Origin of the sequence: Mesorhizobium sp. B1-1-7, from assembly GCF_006442705.1 — a bacterium.
In the GTDB taxonomy this organism is placed as follows: Bacteria; Pseudomonadota; Alphaproteobacteria; order Rhizobiales; family Rhizobiaceae; genus Mesorhizobium; species Mesorhizobium opportunistum.
This window is the reverse complement of record NZ_VFWQ01000011.1, coordinates 55,151-70,090: the sequence shown is the minus strand read 5'-3', so window position 1 is coordinate 70,090 and position 14,940 is coordinate 55,151. Positions and strand designations below refer to the sequence as shown.

The 14,940-nt window shown below is 62.8% G+C and carries 14 protein-coding genes and 2 tRNA genes; 10 read left to right on the top strand and 6 right to left on the bottom strand.

The annotated features are described in order from the left end of the window. Positions 1-5: 5 nt before the first annotated feature. Both FJ978_RS19820 and FJ978_RS19815 read right to left on the bottom strand, forming a co-directional pair. On the bottom strand, positions 6-893 hold the full coding sequence (locus FJ978_RS19820) for a class I SAM-dependent methyltransferase (protein WP_181180426.1): 888 nt from the start codon (positions 891-893) through the stop codon (positions 6-8). A gap of 10 nt (positions 894-903) precedes the next feature. Then, on the bottom strand, positions 904-2,082 hold the full coding sequence (locus FJ978_RS19815; protein WP_140573401.1) for a M24 family metallopeptidase: 1,179 nt from the start codon (positions 2,080-2,082) through the stop codon (positions 904-906). A gap of 217 nt (positions 2,083-2,299) precedes the next feature. On the opposite strand from FJ978_RS19815, the gene FJ978_RS19810 reads away from it, so the two are divergent. The 6 genes from FJ978_RS19810 (at position 2,300) to FJ978_RS19785 (ending at position 7,731) form a co-directional block, all read left to right on the top strand. Continuing rightward, positions 2,300-3,466: an ROK family transcriptional regulator gene (locus FJ978_RS19810; RefSeq protein ID WP_140573400.1), complete on the top strand. Its 1,167-nt coding sequence runs from the start codon at positions 2,300-2,302 to the stop codon at positions 3,464-3,466. Further along, entirely contained in the window at positions 3,463-4,227 is a 765-nt protein-coding gene (locus FJ978_RS19805) for an ATP-binding cassette domain-containing protein (RefSeq protein WP_140573399.1), read from the top strand. The genes FJ978_RS19810 and FJ978_RS19805 overlap by 4 nt, the downstream gene beginning before the upstream one ends. Before the next feature lie 39 nt (positions 4,228-4,266). After that, positions 4,267-5,307, top strand: a complete 1,041-nt coding sequence (locus FJ978_RS19800) for a sugar ABC transporter substrate-binding protein (RefSeq protein ID WP_140573398.1) — start codon at positions 4,267-4,269, stop codon at positions 5,305-5,307. Positions 5,308-5,427: 120 nt separating this feature from the next. Beyond that, positions 5,428-6,423, top strand: a complete 996-nt coding sequence (locus FJ978_RS19795) for an ABC transporter permease (protein WP_140573397.1) — start codon at positions 5,428-5,430, stop codon at positions 6,421-6,423. Positions 6,424-6,453: 30 nt separating this feature from the next. Beyond that, positions 6,454-7,224 (top strand): SDR family oxidoreductase, encoded by a 771-nt coding sequence (locus tag FJ978_RS19790; RefSeq protein ID WP_140573396.1) that lies wholly within the window; start codon positions 6,454-6,456, stop codon positions 7,222-7,224. Between the two features lie 240 nt (positions 7,225-7,464). Then, positions 7,465-7,731, top strand: a complete 267-nt coding sequence (locus tag FJ978_RS19785; protein ID WP_140573395.1) for a hypothetical protein — start codon at positions 7,465-7,467, stop codon at positions 7,729-7,731. Positions 7,732-7,833: 102 nt separating this feature from the next. Here FJ978_RS19785 and FJ978_RS19780 read toward each other — a convergent pair. Continuing rightward, positions 7,834-7,909, bottom strand: a tRNA-Val gene (locus FJ978_RS19780). A 217-nt stretch (positions 7,910-8,126) separates the two neighbouring features. On the opposite strand from FJ978_RS19780, the gene FJ978_RS19775 reads away from it, so the two are divergent. Both FJ978_RS19775 and FJ978_RS19770 read left to right on the top strand, forming a co-directional pair. Continuing rightward, positions 8,127-8,203 (top strand) — tRNA-Asp (locus FJ978_RS19775). 342 nt (positions 8,204-8,545) lie between these two features. Then, on the top strand, positions 8,546-9,061 hold the full coding sequence (locus tag FJ978_RS19770; protein ID WP_181176784.1) for a hypothetical protein: 516 nt from the start codon (positions 8,546-8,548) through the stop codon (positions 9,059-9,061). Between the two features lie 196 nt (positions 9,062-9,257). On the opposite strand, the gene rbsK is transcribed toward FJ978_RS19770, so the two are convergent. From rbsK to ugpC, 3 genes are read right to left on the bottom strand one after another with little or no spacing between them, the layout of a single operon-like run. After that, on the bottom strand, positions 9,258-10,202 hold the full coding sequence (gene rbsK / locus FJ978_RS19765) for a ribokinase (protein WP_140573393.1): 945 nt from the start codon (positions 10,200-10,202) through the stop codon (positions 9,258-9,260). Between the two features lie 4 nt (positions 10,203-10,206). After that, the gene (locus FJ978_RS19760; protein WP_013895930.1) at positions 10,207-10,659 is read right to left on the bottom strand and encodes an RbsD/FucU family protein; all 453 of its coding nucleotides are present in this window, start codon (positions 10,657-10,659) and stop codon (positions 10,207-10,209) included. 57 nt (positions 10,660-10,716) lie between these two features. Then, on the bottom strand, positions 10,717-11,766 hold the full coding sequence (ugpC, locus tag FJ978_RS19755; protein ID WP_140573392.1) for a sn-glycerol-3-phosphate ABC transporter ATP-binding protein UgpC: 1,050 nt from the start codon (positions 11,764-11,766) through the stop codon (positions 10,717-10,719). Positions 11,767-12,059: 293 nt separating this feature from the next. Here ugpC and FJ978_RS19750 point away from each other — a divergent pair, with 293 nt between their 5' ends. Both FJ978_RS19750 and FJ978_RS19745 read left to right on the top strand, forming a co-directional pair. Beyond that, positions 12,060-13,724 (top strand): sugar ABC transporter substrate-binding protein, encoded by a 1,665-nt coding sequence (locus FJ978_RS19750; protein ID WP_013895932.1) that lies wholly within the window; start codon positions 12,060-12,062, stop codon positions 13,722-13,724. A gap of 90 nt (positions 13,725-13,814) precedes the next feature. Then, positions 13,815-14,936 (top strand): sugar ABC transporter permease, encoded by a 1,122-nt coding sequence (locus FJ978_RS19745; protein ID WP_140573391.1) that lies wholly within the window; start codon positions 13,815-13,817, stop codon positions 14,934-14,936. The last annotated feature ends 4 nt before the right edge of the window (positions 14,937-14,940 follow it).

Genomic DNA, 14,940 nt, shown 5'->3' with positions numbered 1-14,940 from the left:
TATTGTCAGTTGATGACAAGCGCGGCCCGCTGCTCTTCGAACGCTGCCCAGGTGTACCGGTCTTGATCCAACACCTCGTTCAGCGCCTTGTACTCTCCAAATCGCCATCCTGGGTAGCAGAGCAGTTCGTCAAACAGGACGACACTGCCACTGACAAGCCTGTCCTTGCAGAGCGTGAGAATGGCTTTGCAGGGCGTGTAGGTGTCCGTGTCAATATGAATGAAAGCAATTGGACCTTGGTGCTGCTTAAGAAACGTTGGAAGCGTATCTTCAATCCAGCCCTTTATCAGATTCACATTTTGCCGAACCTTCGGCACAACGCCGTCCCTGTTGAATTGCCGGCCTCTGGCCTGGAAGCCAGTTCCAGTCCAGTTTTCCTGAAGACCTAGGAAAGCATCAAATCCAAAGATTGACCGCGTGTCGCCAGATGACGAAAGTCTCCCTGCGAAATGGTTGATGCTTGTCCCGTCAAAGACACCAAATTCCAGCAGAAACCCGGATTTCGCGACTTTCTCGATTGCATAATTTCGTATTTGCTGGTGGTCGTCGAAAAGCAGCGCATTTTCCATGTGCGGCGCCGCAAAATCGGCACTCTCGATAACGCAGCGCTCGTGCAATATTTGTGTCATACGCCGTTCTGGAAGCACAACAGCCGATGGCCGGCGCTTTCGCTTGAGACCGTGGCCCTCCAGAAAACTTGTAAGTTTTGACACTATTCGCGCTCCCCCAAATGCGCCCTTTTGAGTGAGGTGGGATGGAAAATCAAGCGGCCATGGACTTGCCTGCTTGGTCCATACCGCACCGGCCCGCCGACATCTGAAGCCTGGATTGCAGCGCCTCCGACAATAACAGGCCTGGCCAACACCGCCGGAAATCGCGCCACCGTCGGCCATGACCGATCCCTCAGGCTTTGACATGGATCTCCCGCGGGAACCTGGTCAGCGTCTCATGGCCGGTTTCGGTGACCAGGATGGTTTCGCTGATCTCGATACCCCAGCCGTCCATCCACATGCCGAGGATGGAATGAACGACGTTGCCGGGTTGAAGCACCGTCTTGTCACCCGGGCGGAGGCTGATCGTGTGTTCGCCCCAATCCGGCGGATAGGCGACGCCGATGGAATAGCCGATGCGCGACTCCTTCTTCAGCCTGTAGCGCTGGATGACCTTGCGCCAGGCTCCTTCGACCGCTTCGGCGGTCGTTCCCGGCCTCACCGCATCGAGCACCGCGTCCATGCCCTCGATCACCGCCTTTGCCGTGTCCTCGACACGCGTCGGCGTCTTGCCAAGCTGCATCGTTCTCGCCAACCCGGCGGCATAGCGGCGGCAGACGCCGGCGAGTTCCAGGGCAATGGTCTCGTTGTCCCCGAACCGCCGGTCGCTCCACATGATGTGCGGGGCCGAGGCGTTCTCGCCGCCGAGGATGGTCGGCGGAAGGGCTGTGATGTCGCCGGCGAAATCCGGGCTGCCGGCGATCTGCGCCGCCTGGATGGAGGCAATCGCATCGCACTCGCGCACACCCGGCGCGATCACCTCGAAGGCCCGCGCCACCGCCGCTTCGGCCAGGGTCGACGCCTTGCGCAAATAGGCGATCTCGGGCGCCGATTTGACCGCACGGATCCAGTTCACCAGGAGATCGGCATCGTGCCATTTTGCATTGGGAAGGCCGGCGACGAGCCGCGCATGCGCTTTCGGGGAGAAATAGTAGGCTTCGAGCTCGATGCCGATATGCCTGGTACCCCAGCCCTTGGCCACGATCCAGTTGGCGATCCAGTCCATCGGATGGCGATCGACACGCTGGACGTGATCTTCCGGGAAGCCAACCACGTTCTCGGGTCTCATCCAGGCCGTGAGAAGACCGCCGGCGGCATCCATGGCGCGCCCGATCCAGACCGGCTCGACGTCTTCCACGGGAACCAGCACCACCTGCGGCGTGTAGAACGACCAACCGTCATAGCCGGTGATATAGTGCTGGTTGGCAACGTCGTTGACGATCAGGAGCTCGAGACCGCGCTCCGCCATCTCGACGCGGATCTTGCGAAGCCGCTGCTGGTACTCTTCGCGGGCAAACGGCAATTCGATCATCTTTGCTCCATGCTGTGTTGGGTCGCGGTTGCTTGGCCGCCATTGAAGCGGTTCTCGCGATTGCGGCAATCGGCCAAGGGCGGCACCTGAACAGGTCCTAAACCAGCGACATCCATCCCAGCGCCTTTTGCCCCGGGCCTTTTGCTGATTTATTTTTGAATTCCATTTGACTGAATAAATCTTTGATGCAAACTTGCATCCATTGGGAGTGCAAGGCATGGCGTTGCGGGGGACCAATCAGGAATTCGGGCGGCCGTACAACCGGCGCATCGTGCTCGAGTCGATCCGCCGTAACGGCCCCATCGCCCGTGGCGATATCGCCCGGCATGTCGGGCTCACCGTCCAGACCGTATCGACCATCGTCCGCGAGCTTGAGGAACAGGGCTACATCTTGTCCCTGCGAGAGGAACCCAAGGGGCGCGGCCTGCCTCCGGCGACGCTGCGCATCAATCCAGAGGGCGGCTATGCGGTCGGCATCCATTTGACGCCGCTCGGGATAGATGCAGCACTAATCAATCTCAGCGGCGACGTGATCGAGAGTTCGCACCGCGAAGCGCCCAACGCGGCGCCCGATCATGCGTTCGATGAGATCGGCGGCATGGTCCGCGACCTGACGGGGAAGCGGGCCGGCGGCCGTGTCATCGGCATCGGCATGGCGCTTCCCGGACCGTTTGGCGTGGAGGCCATGAGCTTCGTCGGGCCGACAACGATGGCTGGCTGGAAGGACGTGGCGCTGCGCGAGCGGCTGACGGCCGCGACGGGACTGCCGGCGTTCTTCGAAAGCGACATGGCGGCCGCCGCGATGGGCGAACGCCTCTACGGCATCGGGGCCCACCATTCCGAATATTACTATCTCTATTTCGGCGTCGGGCTGGGCAGCGCCATGATGCATGACGGCAGCGTGATGCGCGGCGCCTGGGGAAATGCCGGCGAAATCGGCCACATTCCCGTCGTTCCCGGCGGCGAACCCTGTCCCTGCGGCAACCGGGGCTGCCTCGAACGCTATCTTTCGCTCGAAGCGCGAGGGCGCTGGGCCGGCAACGACGCCGATTGGGTGGCTGAGGTCGGCCCGATCTTCCGCAATGCCATCGCCATCATCGAGAATCTGTTCGACCCCGAGACGATCGTGCTCGGCGGGCTGGCTGCGCCGGACCTGCTGCAACGCCTGGCGGGCGCGGCGGCGCCGCTGCTCAATTCGGTCTCGGCCCGCGGCGACCGCAAGGCGCCGCGCGTGGTCGTCGCGGGCGGCGGCCAGCAATCCGTGCTGCGCGGCGCCGCCGCCCTCGCGGTTTCAGGGGTGTTGTCGCCGCGCTTCGGGCAGATGTTCACCGCAGAACGCGAGCGTGGCCGCGATCTCCTGGCGGCCAAGGAGATTGCCGCATGAACGAACCTCTGCTGGTGCTCGACAACGTCACCAAGAATTATGGCGCGATCGAAGCGCTGAAGGGGATCAGCTTCTCGATCGGCAAGGGCGAGGTGGTAGCGCTGCTCGGCGACAACGGCGCCGGCAAATCGACGCTAGTCAAGATCATATCCGGCGGACTGGAGCCGACTTCGGGCCGCATGCTGTTCGAGGGCAAGGAGTTTCTCGCCAAATCGCCCGCCGAAGCCAAGGCCGCCGGCATCGAGACCGTCTACCAGGACCTGTCGCTGTGCACCAATGTCGACGTGGTGGCCAATTTCTTCATGGGCCGCGAGATCACCCGGAAGGTTCTCGGCATTCCGGTGCTCGACGAGCGCGCCATGGAGGCCGTCGTCGAAAAGGCGCTGGCCAGCGCCGGCACCCGCATTCCCTCGCTTCGCACCAATGTCGAGCACCTATCGGGCGGCCAGCGGCAAGCCATCGAGCTCAACCGGTTCGTGCACTGGGGCGGCAAGCTGGTGCTTCTGGACGAACCGTTCGCCGCCCTTGGCGTCGAGCAGACGCGGCGCGGCCTCGACATGATCCGCCAGGTGGCGAGCCAGGGCATCGGCGTCGTCATCATCACCCACATCATGCAGCAGGCCTTTCAGGTCGCCGACCGGATCGTGGTGATCCGGCAAGGTGTCGTGGCGGGCGATGTCGCACGCAACAAAACGAGTCCCGATGCGGTGATCAACATGATCACCGGTGAGACGCTTGCCGGTGCCGGACCGGCGGGCTGAGGGACAAAGAGGGGTCCGGCTTAACAGGGAGCCAACAACATGAAGCGAGTACTTCTTGCTGTCTTCGGTATCCTGGCACTGGCCTTTGCCACGCTCACGCCGGCATTCGCCCAGTCCAAGGGGACCGTCTATTACATGGTGCCGACACTGCTCGACGAGTTCCAGACCGGCTCGGTGAGCGCGCTGGAGCTGTTCCTCAAGCAGGTCGGCTATGAAGTGAAAACGCTGAATGCCGACAACAAGACCGACGCGCAGCAGTCGCAGATGAACGACGTCATCGCGCTGAAGCCGGCGGCCATCATCCTGGCCGCGGTCGATTTCAACGCGCTGAAACCGTCGATCGAGGCGGCGCGCGCGGCCGGCATCCCGGTGGTCGAGTTCGACCGCCAGATCACCTCGACGCCTTCCGACTTCACATCGGTCGCCGGAACCGTCGAGATCGGCCATGTCGCGGCCGACCAGGCTGAGAAACTGCTGAAAGCCAAGAACGGCTCGGTGAAGGGCAAGGTGCTGCAGGTGCTGGGCGACCCCGGCGATCCCTACACGCTCGACATCCAGAAGGGCTTCGAGGAGAAGATGAAGGCGTTTCCGGACGTCAAGATCATCTCGCTTCCGGCCATGCAGTGGGAAGCCAGCAACGCCGGCACCATCGTCGCCGACCAGATGCTGGCCAACCCCGACATCGACCTGATCTTCAGCCATGCCGCGCACCTGTCGGTCGCCGCCGTCGCCTCGCTCGAGGCCGCCGGCAAGAAGCCGGGCGACGTCATGCTGATGAGCTCGAACGGCGCTCCGGTCGGCCTCGACCTGATCCGCAAGGGCTGGCTCAACGTCGAGGTCGAGCAGCCGCTCTACGCACAGGCCGCGGCGGTCGCCATGTTCATGAACAAGGTGGTCAAGAAGGAAGAGATCAAGCCTGGCGACTATGACGTGCTTGGCCTGAAATCGGTCGTCACCAAGGAAGCCTGGGGCCCGAACATCAAGATCCCGGGTGCGGCCATCACCAAGGAAAACGTCGACAACCCGGCTTTCTGGGGCAACCAGAAGCCGCCGACGGACACGGTCAAGTCGGTCGAATAGGCATCCCGCCTGAAACGCTCCGGGCCCTCTTGGCCCGGAGCCAATCCTTCGCAATTCCAATCCGCGCATCGTCCGAAAATCGAACTGATTTTCGGAGGCATGCGCCAGCCGGATCAGGCCATGAACCCCCGCACCCGCCACGCCCTGGAGTTCGTCCTCGACAACCTCGTCTGGTTCATGCTGCTGTTTGTGCTGGTGGTGTTTTCCATCTTCGTCCCGAACTATTTCCAGCTCGGCATCTTCGCCAACATCATCGAGGCTTCGAGCGTGCTCGGGGTCATGTCGATCGGCCTGGCGCTGGTCATCATCGCCGGCCACATGGACCTGTCGGTCGAATCCGTCGCCGCGCTCAGCGCCATGGCGGTCGGTATCCTGTTCTGCTCGTCAGGCATCGGCATGGGCGTGCAACTGCATCCGGAATGGCTGATGGTGCCGGTATCGCTGCTGCTGGCGCTGGCCGTCGGCGGCCTCATCGGCGTCTTCAACGGTTATCTGGTGGTCAAGGTCAAGATGAGCGCCTTCATCATCACGCTGGCGTCCTACATCTGGGTTCGCGGCCTGGTGCTGGTCATTTCGGGCGGCCGCTCGGCGCAGGACCTGGCGCCGGCCATTCGCTGGTTCGGCATCCAAAGGCTGGCGGGCCTGCCGCTCACCGCCTGGATCGCCATCGCCTGTTTCGTCGTCTTCTCGCTGATCATGGCCAAGACGCCGTTCGGACGGCACCTGGTGATGATCGGCGGCAACGAGACGGCGACCTTCCGCGCCGGCATCCGCGTCAACCGCAACCTCGTCATCGCCTTCGTGCTCGCCGGCGCCATCGCCGGCCTGGCCGGCTGGCTGCTGGCGATCCGCACCTCGGGCGCCACCGCCAATCTCGGCGTCGGCCTGCTGTTCAACGCCTTTGCCGCGGTCGTCATCGGCGGCGTCAGCCTGAAGGGCGGCGTCGGCACCCTGCCCGGCGTCTATGCCGGCGTGCTTCTGCTCTCGGCCATCAACACGGCGATCAATTTGATGGGGCTGCCGGCCAACTTCACACAGGTGATCCACGGCCTGCTGGTGCTGGCGGCCGTGCTGCTCGACGCCTTCAAGCAAACCATTCGCCAAAGACTCGCATGACAGGACGATTCGCATGACAGGAAGGCGGGCATGACCGGACGACTGAAAGACAAGGTAGCGCTGATCATCGGCAGCGCGCGCGGCATCGGCAAAGGCATCGCACAGCGTTTCGCCGAGGAAGGCGCAAGGCTGGTGCTCGCCGACACCGAGGCGGCGACCGGCCAAGCGACCGCCAGCGAGCTCGGCGTTCCCTTCATCCGCACCGATATCTCGCGGATGAGCGATGCCGAGGCCGCGGTGGCTCTGGCGCTGAAGCAGCACGGCCGCCTCGATATCATCGTGCAGAATGCCGGCATCTATCCCTGGCAATTGATCGAAAACACCAGCGCCGACGACTGGGACCGCGTCATGGCCGTCAATCTGCGCGGCACCTTCAATGCCAGCCGCGCCGCACTGGTGCCGATGAAGGCGCAGCGTTTTGGCCGCATGCTCTACACCTCCTCCATAACCGGTCCGCACGTGACCAGCCCGGGCCACGGCCACTATTCGGCCAGCAAGGCCGGAATCAACGGCTTCATCCGGGCGGCGGCGCTGGAATTCTCGGGCTACGGCATCACCGTCAACGGCGTCGAGCCCGGCAACATCCTCACCGAAGCCATCCAGCAGCATCGCGGCGCCGCCTATATCAAGAACATGGAGGATTCCATCCCGCTCGGCCGGCTCGGCAGCCCGCGCGACGTGGCCAATGCCTTCCTGTTCCTCGCCTCGGACGACGCCAGCTATATCACCGGCACAACCATCGTCGTCGATGGCGGGCAATTGCTGCCCGAGGGCAATGATTTCCGGATGGTGCCGCCGTGACCCCTCAGGTGCGAAATCACGCCGACGAGGCGTGAGGAAGCTCGCACCGGTGGCCCGCAACCCCCTGATCGATGAAAAACCCGCCACGGGAGCGACCCGTGGCGGGTTTTTGGAGTGGCTACATCCCGGAGGAATCGACCGCTTGTAGGTGTATTGTGAACTGCCTGATCGTATTAGCCTATGGTGCGATCGCGGAAGACAACGGTGCCGCATGCTGCTGCGTGTGAACAGGAGGCCGACATGAGAATTAGGACAACCACCCATAACCATCCCGGCGAAGCTGGCGTCATCCTGCTCGACCAGCCTGTCAAAAACCTGATCGTGGCGACTGATATTCGCGACGGCACCACGACGCTGTTCGGGACGGCGACGCTGCAAGTGAACTATGCCGGCTCGTACGACATCCGGGTCGAACTCACACCAACGGAACTCACGCAAGTCTACCAGATATTGGTCAAAAACCTGCTTGAGGAAATCCAGGACCTGAAGAGCGCGCAAAATCCTTGACGTCGGCGCACCGACCCTCCAGCGGACATATATGCCGGTCAATCTCGTTGCAGTCCGTGCTGCTGACATCGACGCAGTGGTGAAGGGACTATGTGACCGGAATGGTGGGCGATGACGGGCTCGAACCGCCGACATCTTCGGTGTAAACGAAGCGCTCTACCAACTGAGCTAATCGCCCGCTCCGGGCCGGACCTTTAAGCGGTCGGGACCGGCTTCGCAAGGCCAAATGAAAAGGTGACGCGCTGTTCGCGGGCCGGATTTGCCAACAAAACGCCGGCTGTCAAAAAACCTTCTCCAGTTTGCCGTTATGATGGTTTGGTGCGCTTGACACCCGGTGGCGAACCCCTTATCCAGCGCCCCAACGACGAACACGGCTGACACGTGCTCGTCAATGCGCGGGTGTAGCTCAGTTGGTTAGAGTGCCGGCCTGTCACGCCGGAGGTCGCGGGTTCGAGCCCCGTCACTCGCGCCATTTCTCTCAAGGGTTTCAAACTCTTGGTACAAGGGAAATGCCGACATAAATTGTCAAAGTCCACTTTCGGAAATGAAGTGTCGAGGCGCGGTCAGTGATCGCTCCCCGCGCCGGTCGTACACGGCCGACGCTCTTCACAGCCGGCTTCAAAAAACAAACATGCATAAGCGACGGTGCGGCAAACGGGAGGCCACTCCAATATGCTGAAAAGCGGCTCTTGAAACCGTTGAACCGTGTTTGGTCGCGGATCCGGCTTGCGGATTTGCCCACAAAGCGCTCCATTCATTTCGCAGACAGCGGAGCTGCACAGATATGCTGCCGAAACGGCATGGAGGACTTACAGTGTCAATCGCACGAAACATTCCTATACGCACGATATTCACGCTCCTTTACCTGGGTGCCGTAACGACGATCGCCACCGCCCTTTTCCCAGCGACCGCGTCGGCCGACCGGCTGCAGCAGTGCGCGCGCGAGGGCGGCATCTGCCGTCTGCCGTACCCCGCCGAGGTGGTGTACGGCGCCCGGGGCCGCACGACCTCGCGCTATATCGAGCGAAACGCAGTACCCTGTTCAAATCGCGTTTTTGGCGACCCAGCACCGGGCAGGCCGAAGTCGTGTTTCATCGTCATGCGCGACCGGGACCAGTCGGATGACGATTACGACGCGCCGCGCCGCGAGAGCTGGGCAGTCTGTGCCGATGAAGGTGAGTTCTGCGACTTCGATGGCCGCAAAGTGGTCAGGTACGGAGCGCGCGGCCGATTCACGCAGGACGTGTTCCGCAACGGTGTCCAATGCGACAACGATGCATTCGGCGATCCCGCGCCTGATCAGAGAAAGCGCTGCTACATCAAGCAGTAATTGGTCAGACGATCGCCCACGGGACATCCAAGGCGCATCGCGTTGAAGCGGGTTCGTGCGACGCGCTTTGGGTTCTGAGTTTCAAGGCATGCCGTTCTACCAAAACCGAGGTCCCAAAACCGAGGTCATTGTTGGGCGGCATGCATTAGGGCTGGAACAGCCTGATGGTTCGGTCGGCTCGCGAACCTCAATTATCTCAACGCTTCGCCAGCAGCGCCTCGACCTCCTGCAGCGTCGGCATCGATGGCGCCGTGCCTGGACGGGTCACCGAAATGCCGGCGACGGCGCAGGCGAAGCGCACAGCCTCCAGCGGCTCCACGCCTCGCGACAGGGCCGCGGCGAAGCCGCCGTTGAAGGCGTCCCCTGCTCCGGTGGTTTCAATCACCGGGCCTGCGCTGATGACCGGAACATGCTCCGAGCGATCCTTCGCGTGCAGCAGCGCGCCCTTGTCGCCGAGCGTGACGATGACCGTGCCGACGCCCTTTTCGAGCAGTCTGTCCGCGGCGGCCCGTGCTTCGTCGACCGAAGAGACCTTCATGCCGGTCAATTCCTCCGTCTCGGTTTCATTGGGCGTGAGATAGTCGCAGAGCGTGTAGATGCGGTCGGGAAGCTTGGCCGCCGGAGCCGGGTTGAGGATGGTCGTCACGCCTGCCCCGCGCGCGATCTCCAATGCCCGCATCGCCGCATCGATCGGCTGTTCGAGCTGGGTGACAAAGACGCCGGCGGCGCGGATCAGGTCCGCGTTGGCCTCGATATCCGCCGGCGAGATCAGCATGGCGGCGCCCGGGCTGACGATGATGGCGTTGTTGCCGCTTCCCTCCTCGACGAAGATGTAGGCGGCGCCCGTGTAGCTGTCCGGCGTGTCGATGACGGCGCTTTTCACACCCGCCTGCGCCCAGGTCTGCTTCGCCATATCGGCGAAGGGGTCAACGCCAAGGCGGCTCAGAAACGTGACGTCGGCGCCGAGCTTACCGGCGGCCACCGCCTGGTTGGACCCCTTGCCGCCAGGTCCGAGCTTGAACGAATTGCCGAGGATCGTCTCGCCCATGCGCGGCTGGCGATCGGCGCGATAGGCGGTGTCGGCAACGAAGACCCCCAATATGACCACAGGCTTCATGACGACCGGCTTGCCCGAGGCCATGCCGCTACTCCGCGTCCGGCGGCACGACGCCCTTGCGGAAGGCAAAGCAGCCATAGAAGCGGCGCTCGCCTGTCTGGATGACGCAATAAGCCTGCTTGGCGCGCTCATAGAAGGCATAGCGCTCGACGGAGATCATCGGCCAGGCCTTGCCCTCGGCTTTGTCGATCTCCTTTTGCACTTCCGTCTGGACCGGCGGGATCTCGTCGGGCTTGCCGACGATTTCCATGCGCGCGGCCGAGTCGTCGACGAACGTATCGAGCGGGTAAAGCGACAGCACCGCCTTGACCACCTCGGCGGCCGGCGCATCGATGCGCAGGAGCTTGCCATGCACGGTCTGCTTCGCCACCGAAGCGGCCGGAAAATTGGTGTCGGCGATGATCAGGTCATCGCCATGTCCCATTGCCCGCAATGCCTGGAGCACGTCGGCATTGAGCAACGGATGGATCCCTTTGAGCATGATGGTCCTCGTGAAGTCCGTTTGAGATTGGAGACGCCGTTAGAGACGCTGATGAGATCAAAGACGTTGGCCGGTCTCGGCGTCGAACAGGTGGATATGGTCGAGCCTTGGCCGCAGCTTGAGCGTGTCACCGGGTTTGAAGTCGTGGCGCTCGCGAAACAGCGCCACCATCTCGCCATCGCCGAAGCGCAGGAAAACCAGCGTCTCCGAGCCGGTCGGCTCGACCACCGAAATCTTCGCTGGCACGCCATCGGGATGGATTTCGAGATGTTCCGGGCGCACGCCGTAAACGACGGCCTGACCGTCCTGCACGGCATTGTTGGGGGCGATCGGGAACAGCGTTCCGGCTATGTCGACGCCATCCTTGCGCACGACACCCTTGAGCAGGTTCATCGAAGGCGAGCCGATGAAGCCGGCAACGAAGAGGTTCGCCGGCCGGTCGAACAATTCCAGCGGCGCGCCGACCTGCTCGATGCGGCCGTCGCGCATGACGACGATCTTGTCGGCCATGGTCATGGCCTCGATCTGGTCGTGGGTGACGTAGATGGTGGTGGTCTTCAGCCGCTGATGCAGTTCCTTGATCTCGGTGCGCATCTGCACGCGCAGCTTGGCGTCGAGGTTGGAGAGCGGCTCGTCGAACAGGAACACCTGCGGATTGCGCACGATGGCGCGGCCCATGGCCACGCGCTGGCGCTGCCCGCCCGAGAGCTGCCGGGGATAGCGCTTCAGATAGGGGTTGAGGTCGAGGATGTCGGCGGCGCGCTTGACCCGCTCGGCGACCACGGCCGGATCGGTCTTCCGCAGCTTCAGCGCAAAGGCCATGTTCTGCTCGACCGTCTTGTGCGGATAGAGCGCGTAGTTCTGGAACACCATGGCGATGTCGCGCTTGGCCGGCGGCAAATGATTGACGACGCGGTCGCCGATGGCGATCGTGCCACCCGAGACGGTCTCCAGCCCGGCCACCATCCTGAGCAGCGTCGACTTGCCGCAACCCGAAGGGCCGACCAGCACCACGAATTGGCCATCGGCGATATCGACGCTGACTTCGTGCAGAACCTTGACGGTTCCGAAGGCCTTGGCCACTTTGCTGATTGCGACTTGAGCCATGTCTCCCCCATCGGCTCCACCAGCCGTAGGCGCAGAAGCTAACCAACGCGACCTGTCAGGGCAAGTCGGTCCCTTATAGATAAAAACCCGATCTCGTTGACACGCCATCGCGTTGCGAGAATAGTGATGGTCGCCAATTCCGAATGCCGGACCTTTGACCCGGAAGACGGAGCTCCAGGCGGACACTGGGTGGGGTCTCAGGTCCCTGTATTATCGAGGAGAACCGTCGACGTTCCGGCGTCCGAGAGAAGTTGGCATTTCAATCACGGCTGTTGTTCTGGGAGGAATGGTACATGAGAGTCGATCTTTACGAAAAACTGACCCGTGCCGGCGCTACAAGGCGCGACATATTGAAGGGCGCGGCCAGCATGGCGGCTATCGCGGCCGCATCCGGCGCCGGGCTCGGCGCCCTGACGCGCCCTGCTTCCGCGGCAAGCGAGCTGCGCAAGCAAATCCTGCAGATTCCCGGCGTTGGCAAAGGCCAGCCGACCGATGCCGACTTCCAGAAGGTCGGCGAGCTCTGCCTCGAAGCGACCAAAGCTAATGTCAAGGAAGGCGAATTCGCCGGCGTCGAGCTGACCTTCATGGGCCTCAATAACCAGAACCTGCACAATGTGCTGTTCCGCGGCTTCCTGAAGCCGTGGGAGGCCTATACCGGCGCCAAGATCAGCTGGATCGACCTGGCGCAGGCCGACTACAATGCCCGCCTGCAGCAGTCGATCGCCACCGGCACCGTCGACTTCGACATCATCGAGATGGGCGCGCCCTTCGAGGGCGATGTTTGCGGCAAGGGCCTGACCTCCGAGATGCCCGACTGGGTCAAGACGCAGATCGACTTCGACGATCTCGTCAACTACCTGAAACCGCCGGTCGGCACCTGGAACGGCAAGCAGTACCGCGTGACCGTCGACGGCGACGCGCACAATTTCAACTACCGCACCGACGTGTTCGCCGATGCCGATCTCGCCAAGGCCTGGAAGGATGGCGGCGGCGAAGGCGAATGGGGCGTGCCGAAGACCTGGCAGCAGGTGCAGGCCGTGACCAAGTTCCTCAAGGGCAAGAAGCTCAAGGACCAGGACGTCTACGGCTATCTCGACGCGCCAAAGCCGTGGGGCGGCTTCGGCTTCTACTTCCTCGGCAGCCGCGCCACCGCCTATGCCAAGCACCCCGACGACAAGGCCTGGCTGTTCGATGCCGACACGATGAAGCCGCGCGTCAACAACCCGGCCTGGGTGCGCGCCATCCAGGACGTCATCGACGCGCTGCCGTCCGAACCCGCCGACCAGATCAACGCCGACCCCAACACCACAGCCTTCCAGCAGTTCCTGGCGGGTACCGGGTCGATGGTCACCTGGTGGGGCGACGTCGGCTCCAACGTCAAGACCAACGATTCCTCGGTCATCGGCGACGTCACCGGCTTCTCGATCCTGCCGGGCTCGGACGACGTCTACAATTCGAAGACCGGCAAGTGGGACAAGCTCGCCAGCGGGCCGAACTACGCGCCGAACTGCGCTTATCTCGGCTGGGGCGTCTATGTCATGGCCCGCGTCGATGCCGACGAGAAGAAGAAGAAGGCGGCATGGTCCGCGGCCGCCCATCTCGGCGGCAAGGACCTGTCGATCTGGACGGCCATGTACCCGTCGGGCTTCCAGCCCTACCGCAACTCGCATTTCGACATTCCCGAGTGGGTGGCGGCCGGCTATGACGAGGCCTTCATCACCTCGTACCTCAAGTCGGAAGGCGACAGCTACAACCATCCGAATGCGGCGATCGAGCCGCGTATCCCCGGCATCTTCCAGTACTATTCCGCCGCCGAGGATATCTTGGCCAACACCTTCGCCGGCAAGATGAAGGCACAGGAAGGCGCGGACGCCATTGCAGCCGCCTGGGAGAAGCTGACCGACCAGATCGGCCGCGACAACCAGATCAAGCTCTACAAGGCCTCGCTCGGCATGTAGGCTGGCCAATGAACCGTGGTCCGGCGGCAACGCCGGACCACTTTAGACCGGCTCCGGCTCATCGAGGAGCCTTCCAAACGGGCGAGATTTGTGACTGACCAGACTTCGACCGCAAACCAGTGGCCGGCAGATGCCGGCGCTTACGATCTGATTTCCCCGGCCCGCAAACGGCTTGGCTGGGCGCTGATGGCTGCGGCGACGCTCGGCCTGCTGGCGATCATCGTGCTCGAGATCCTGTACAAGACCGAGGCCGGCACCGTCGGCTTCGAGACCTGGCGCCCGGTCGTCTATGCCTATGTGCTGTGGGGCGTGGCGCTCGGCGTCGGCCAGGTGCTGACGCGCGGCGAGGACGGCCAACGCGCGCTGTTCCTGCTGCCGGCGCTGCTGTTCACCATCGCCATGGTGATCTTCCCGACGCTGTTCGGTTTCTACATCGCGCTGACGGACTGGAACCTGAGTTCGTTCTCGGGCCGCAAGTTCAACGGGCTCGACAATTTCTGGCAGATGCTGGGTGATCCCTACTACCGCAACGCGCTGTTCAACATGGTGCTCTACGTGCTGGCGGTGCTGGTCGAATATGTCATCGCCTTCGGGCTGGCGCTTCTGCTCAACGCACAGATCCGGGCGCGAAAATTCTTCCGCGTCGTCTTCCTGATGCCGCTGATGCTGTCGCCGGTCGCCGTATCCTGGATGATCGGCAAATCGCTGATGGAGTACCGGTTCGGCCCGGCGGCGACGCTGGCGCGCCATCTCGGCTGGGAAAATCCCGCCTTCTTTTCCGACCCGATCATCGCGCGCATCTCGATCATGATACTCGATGCCTGGACCTTCATTCCGTTCATGATGATCATGCTGCTGGCCGGCCTGCAGGCCATGTCGCGCGAGGTGCTGGAAGCGGCCCGCGTCGACGGCGCCAATGCCTGGCAGACCTTCTGGCAGGTCACCTTCCCGCTGATGCTGCCGGTTTCGGTGACCGCTGTCATCCTGCGCATCATCTTCAAGCTGAAGCTGGCCGACATCATCATCACCGTGACGTCCGGAGGCCCGGGCGGCGCGACCGATTCCGTCTCCAGCTTCATCTACCGCGAATACCGCGACCGCTCGAATGTCGGCTACGGCACCATGCTGGCGATGGCCTATCTCGTCATCATCGTCGTGTTCGTGACCTGGCTGTTGAAGATCGCCAACCGCTTCGTGCGCAACGTGAACTAGAGCG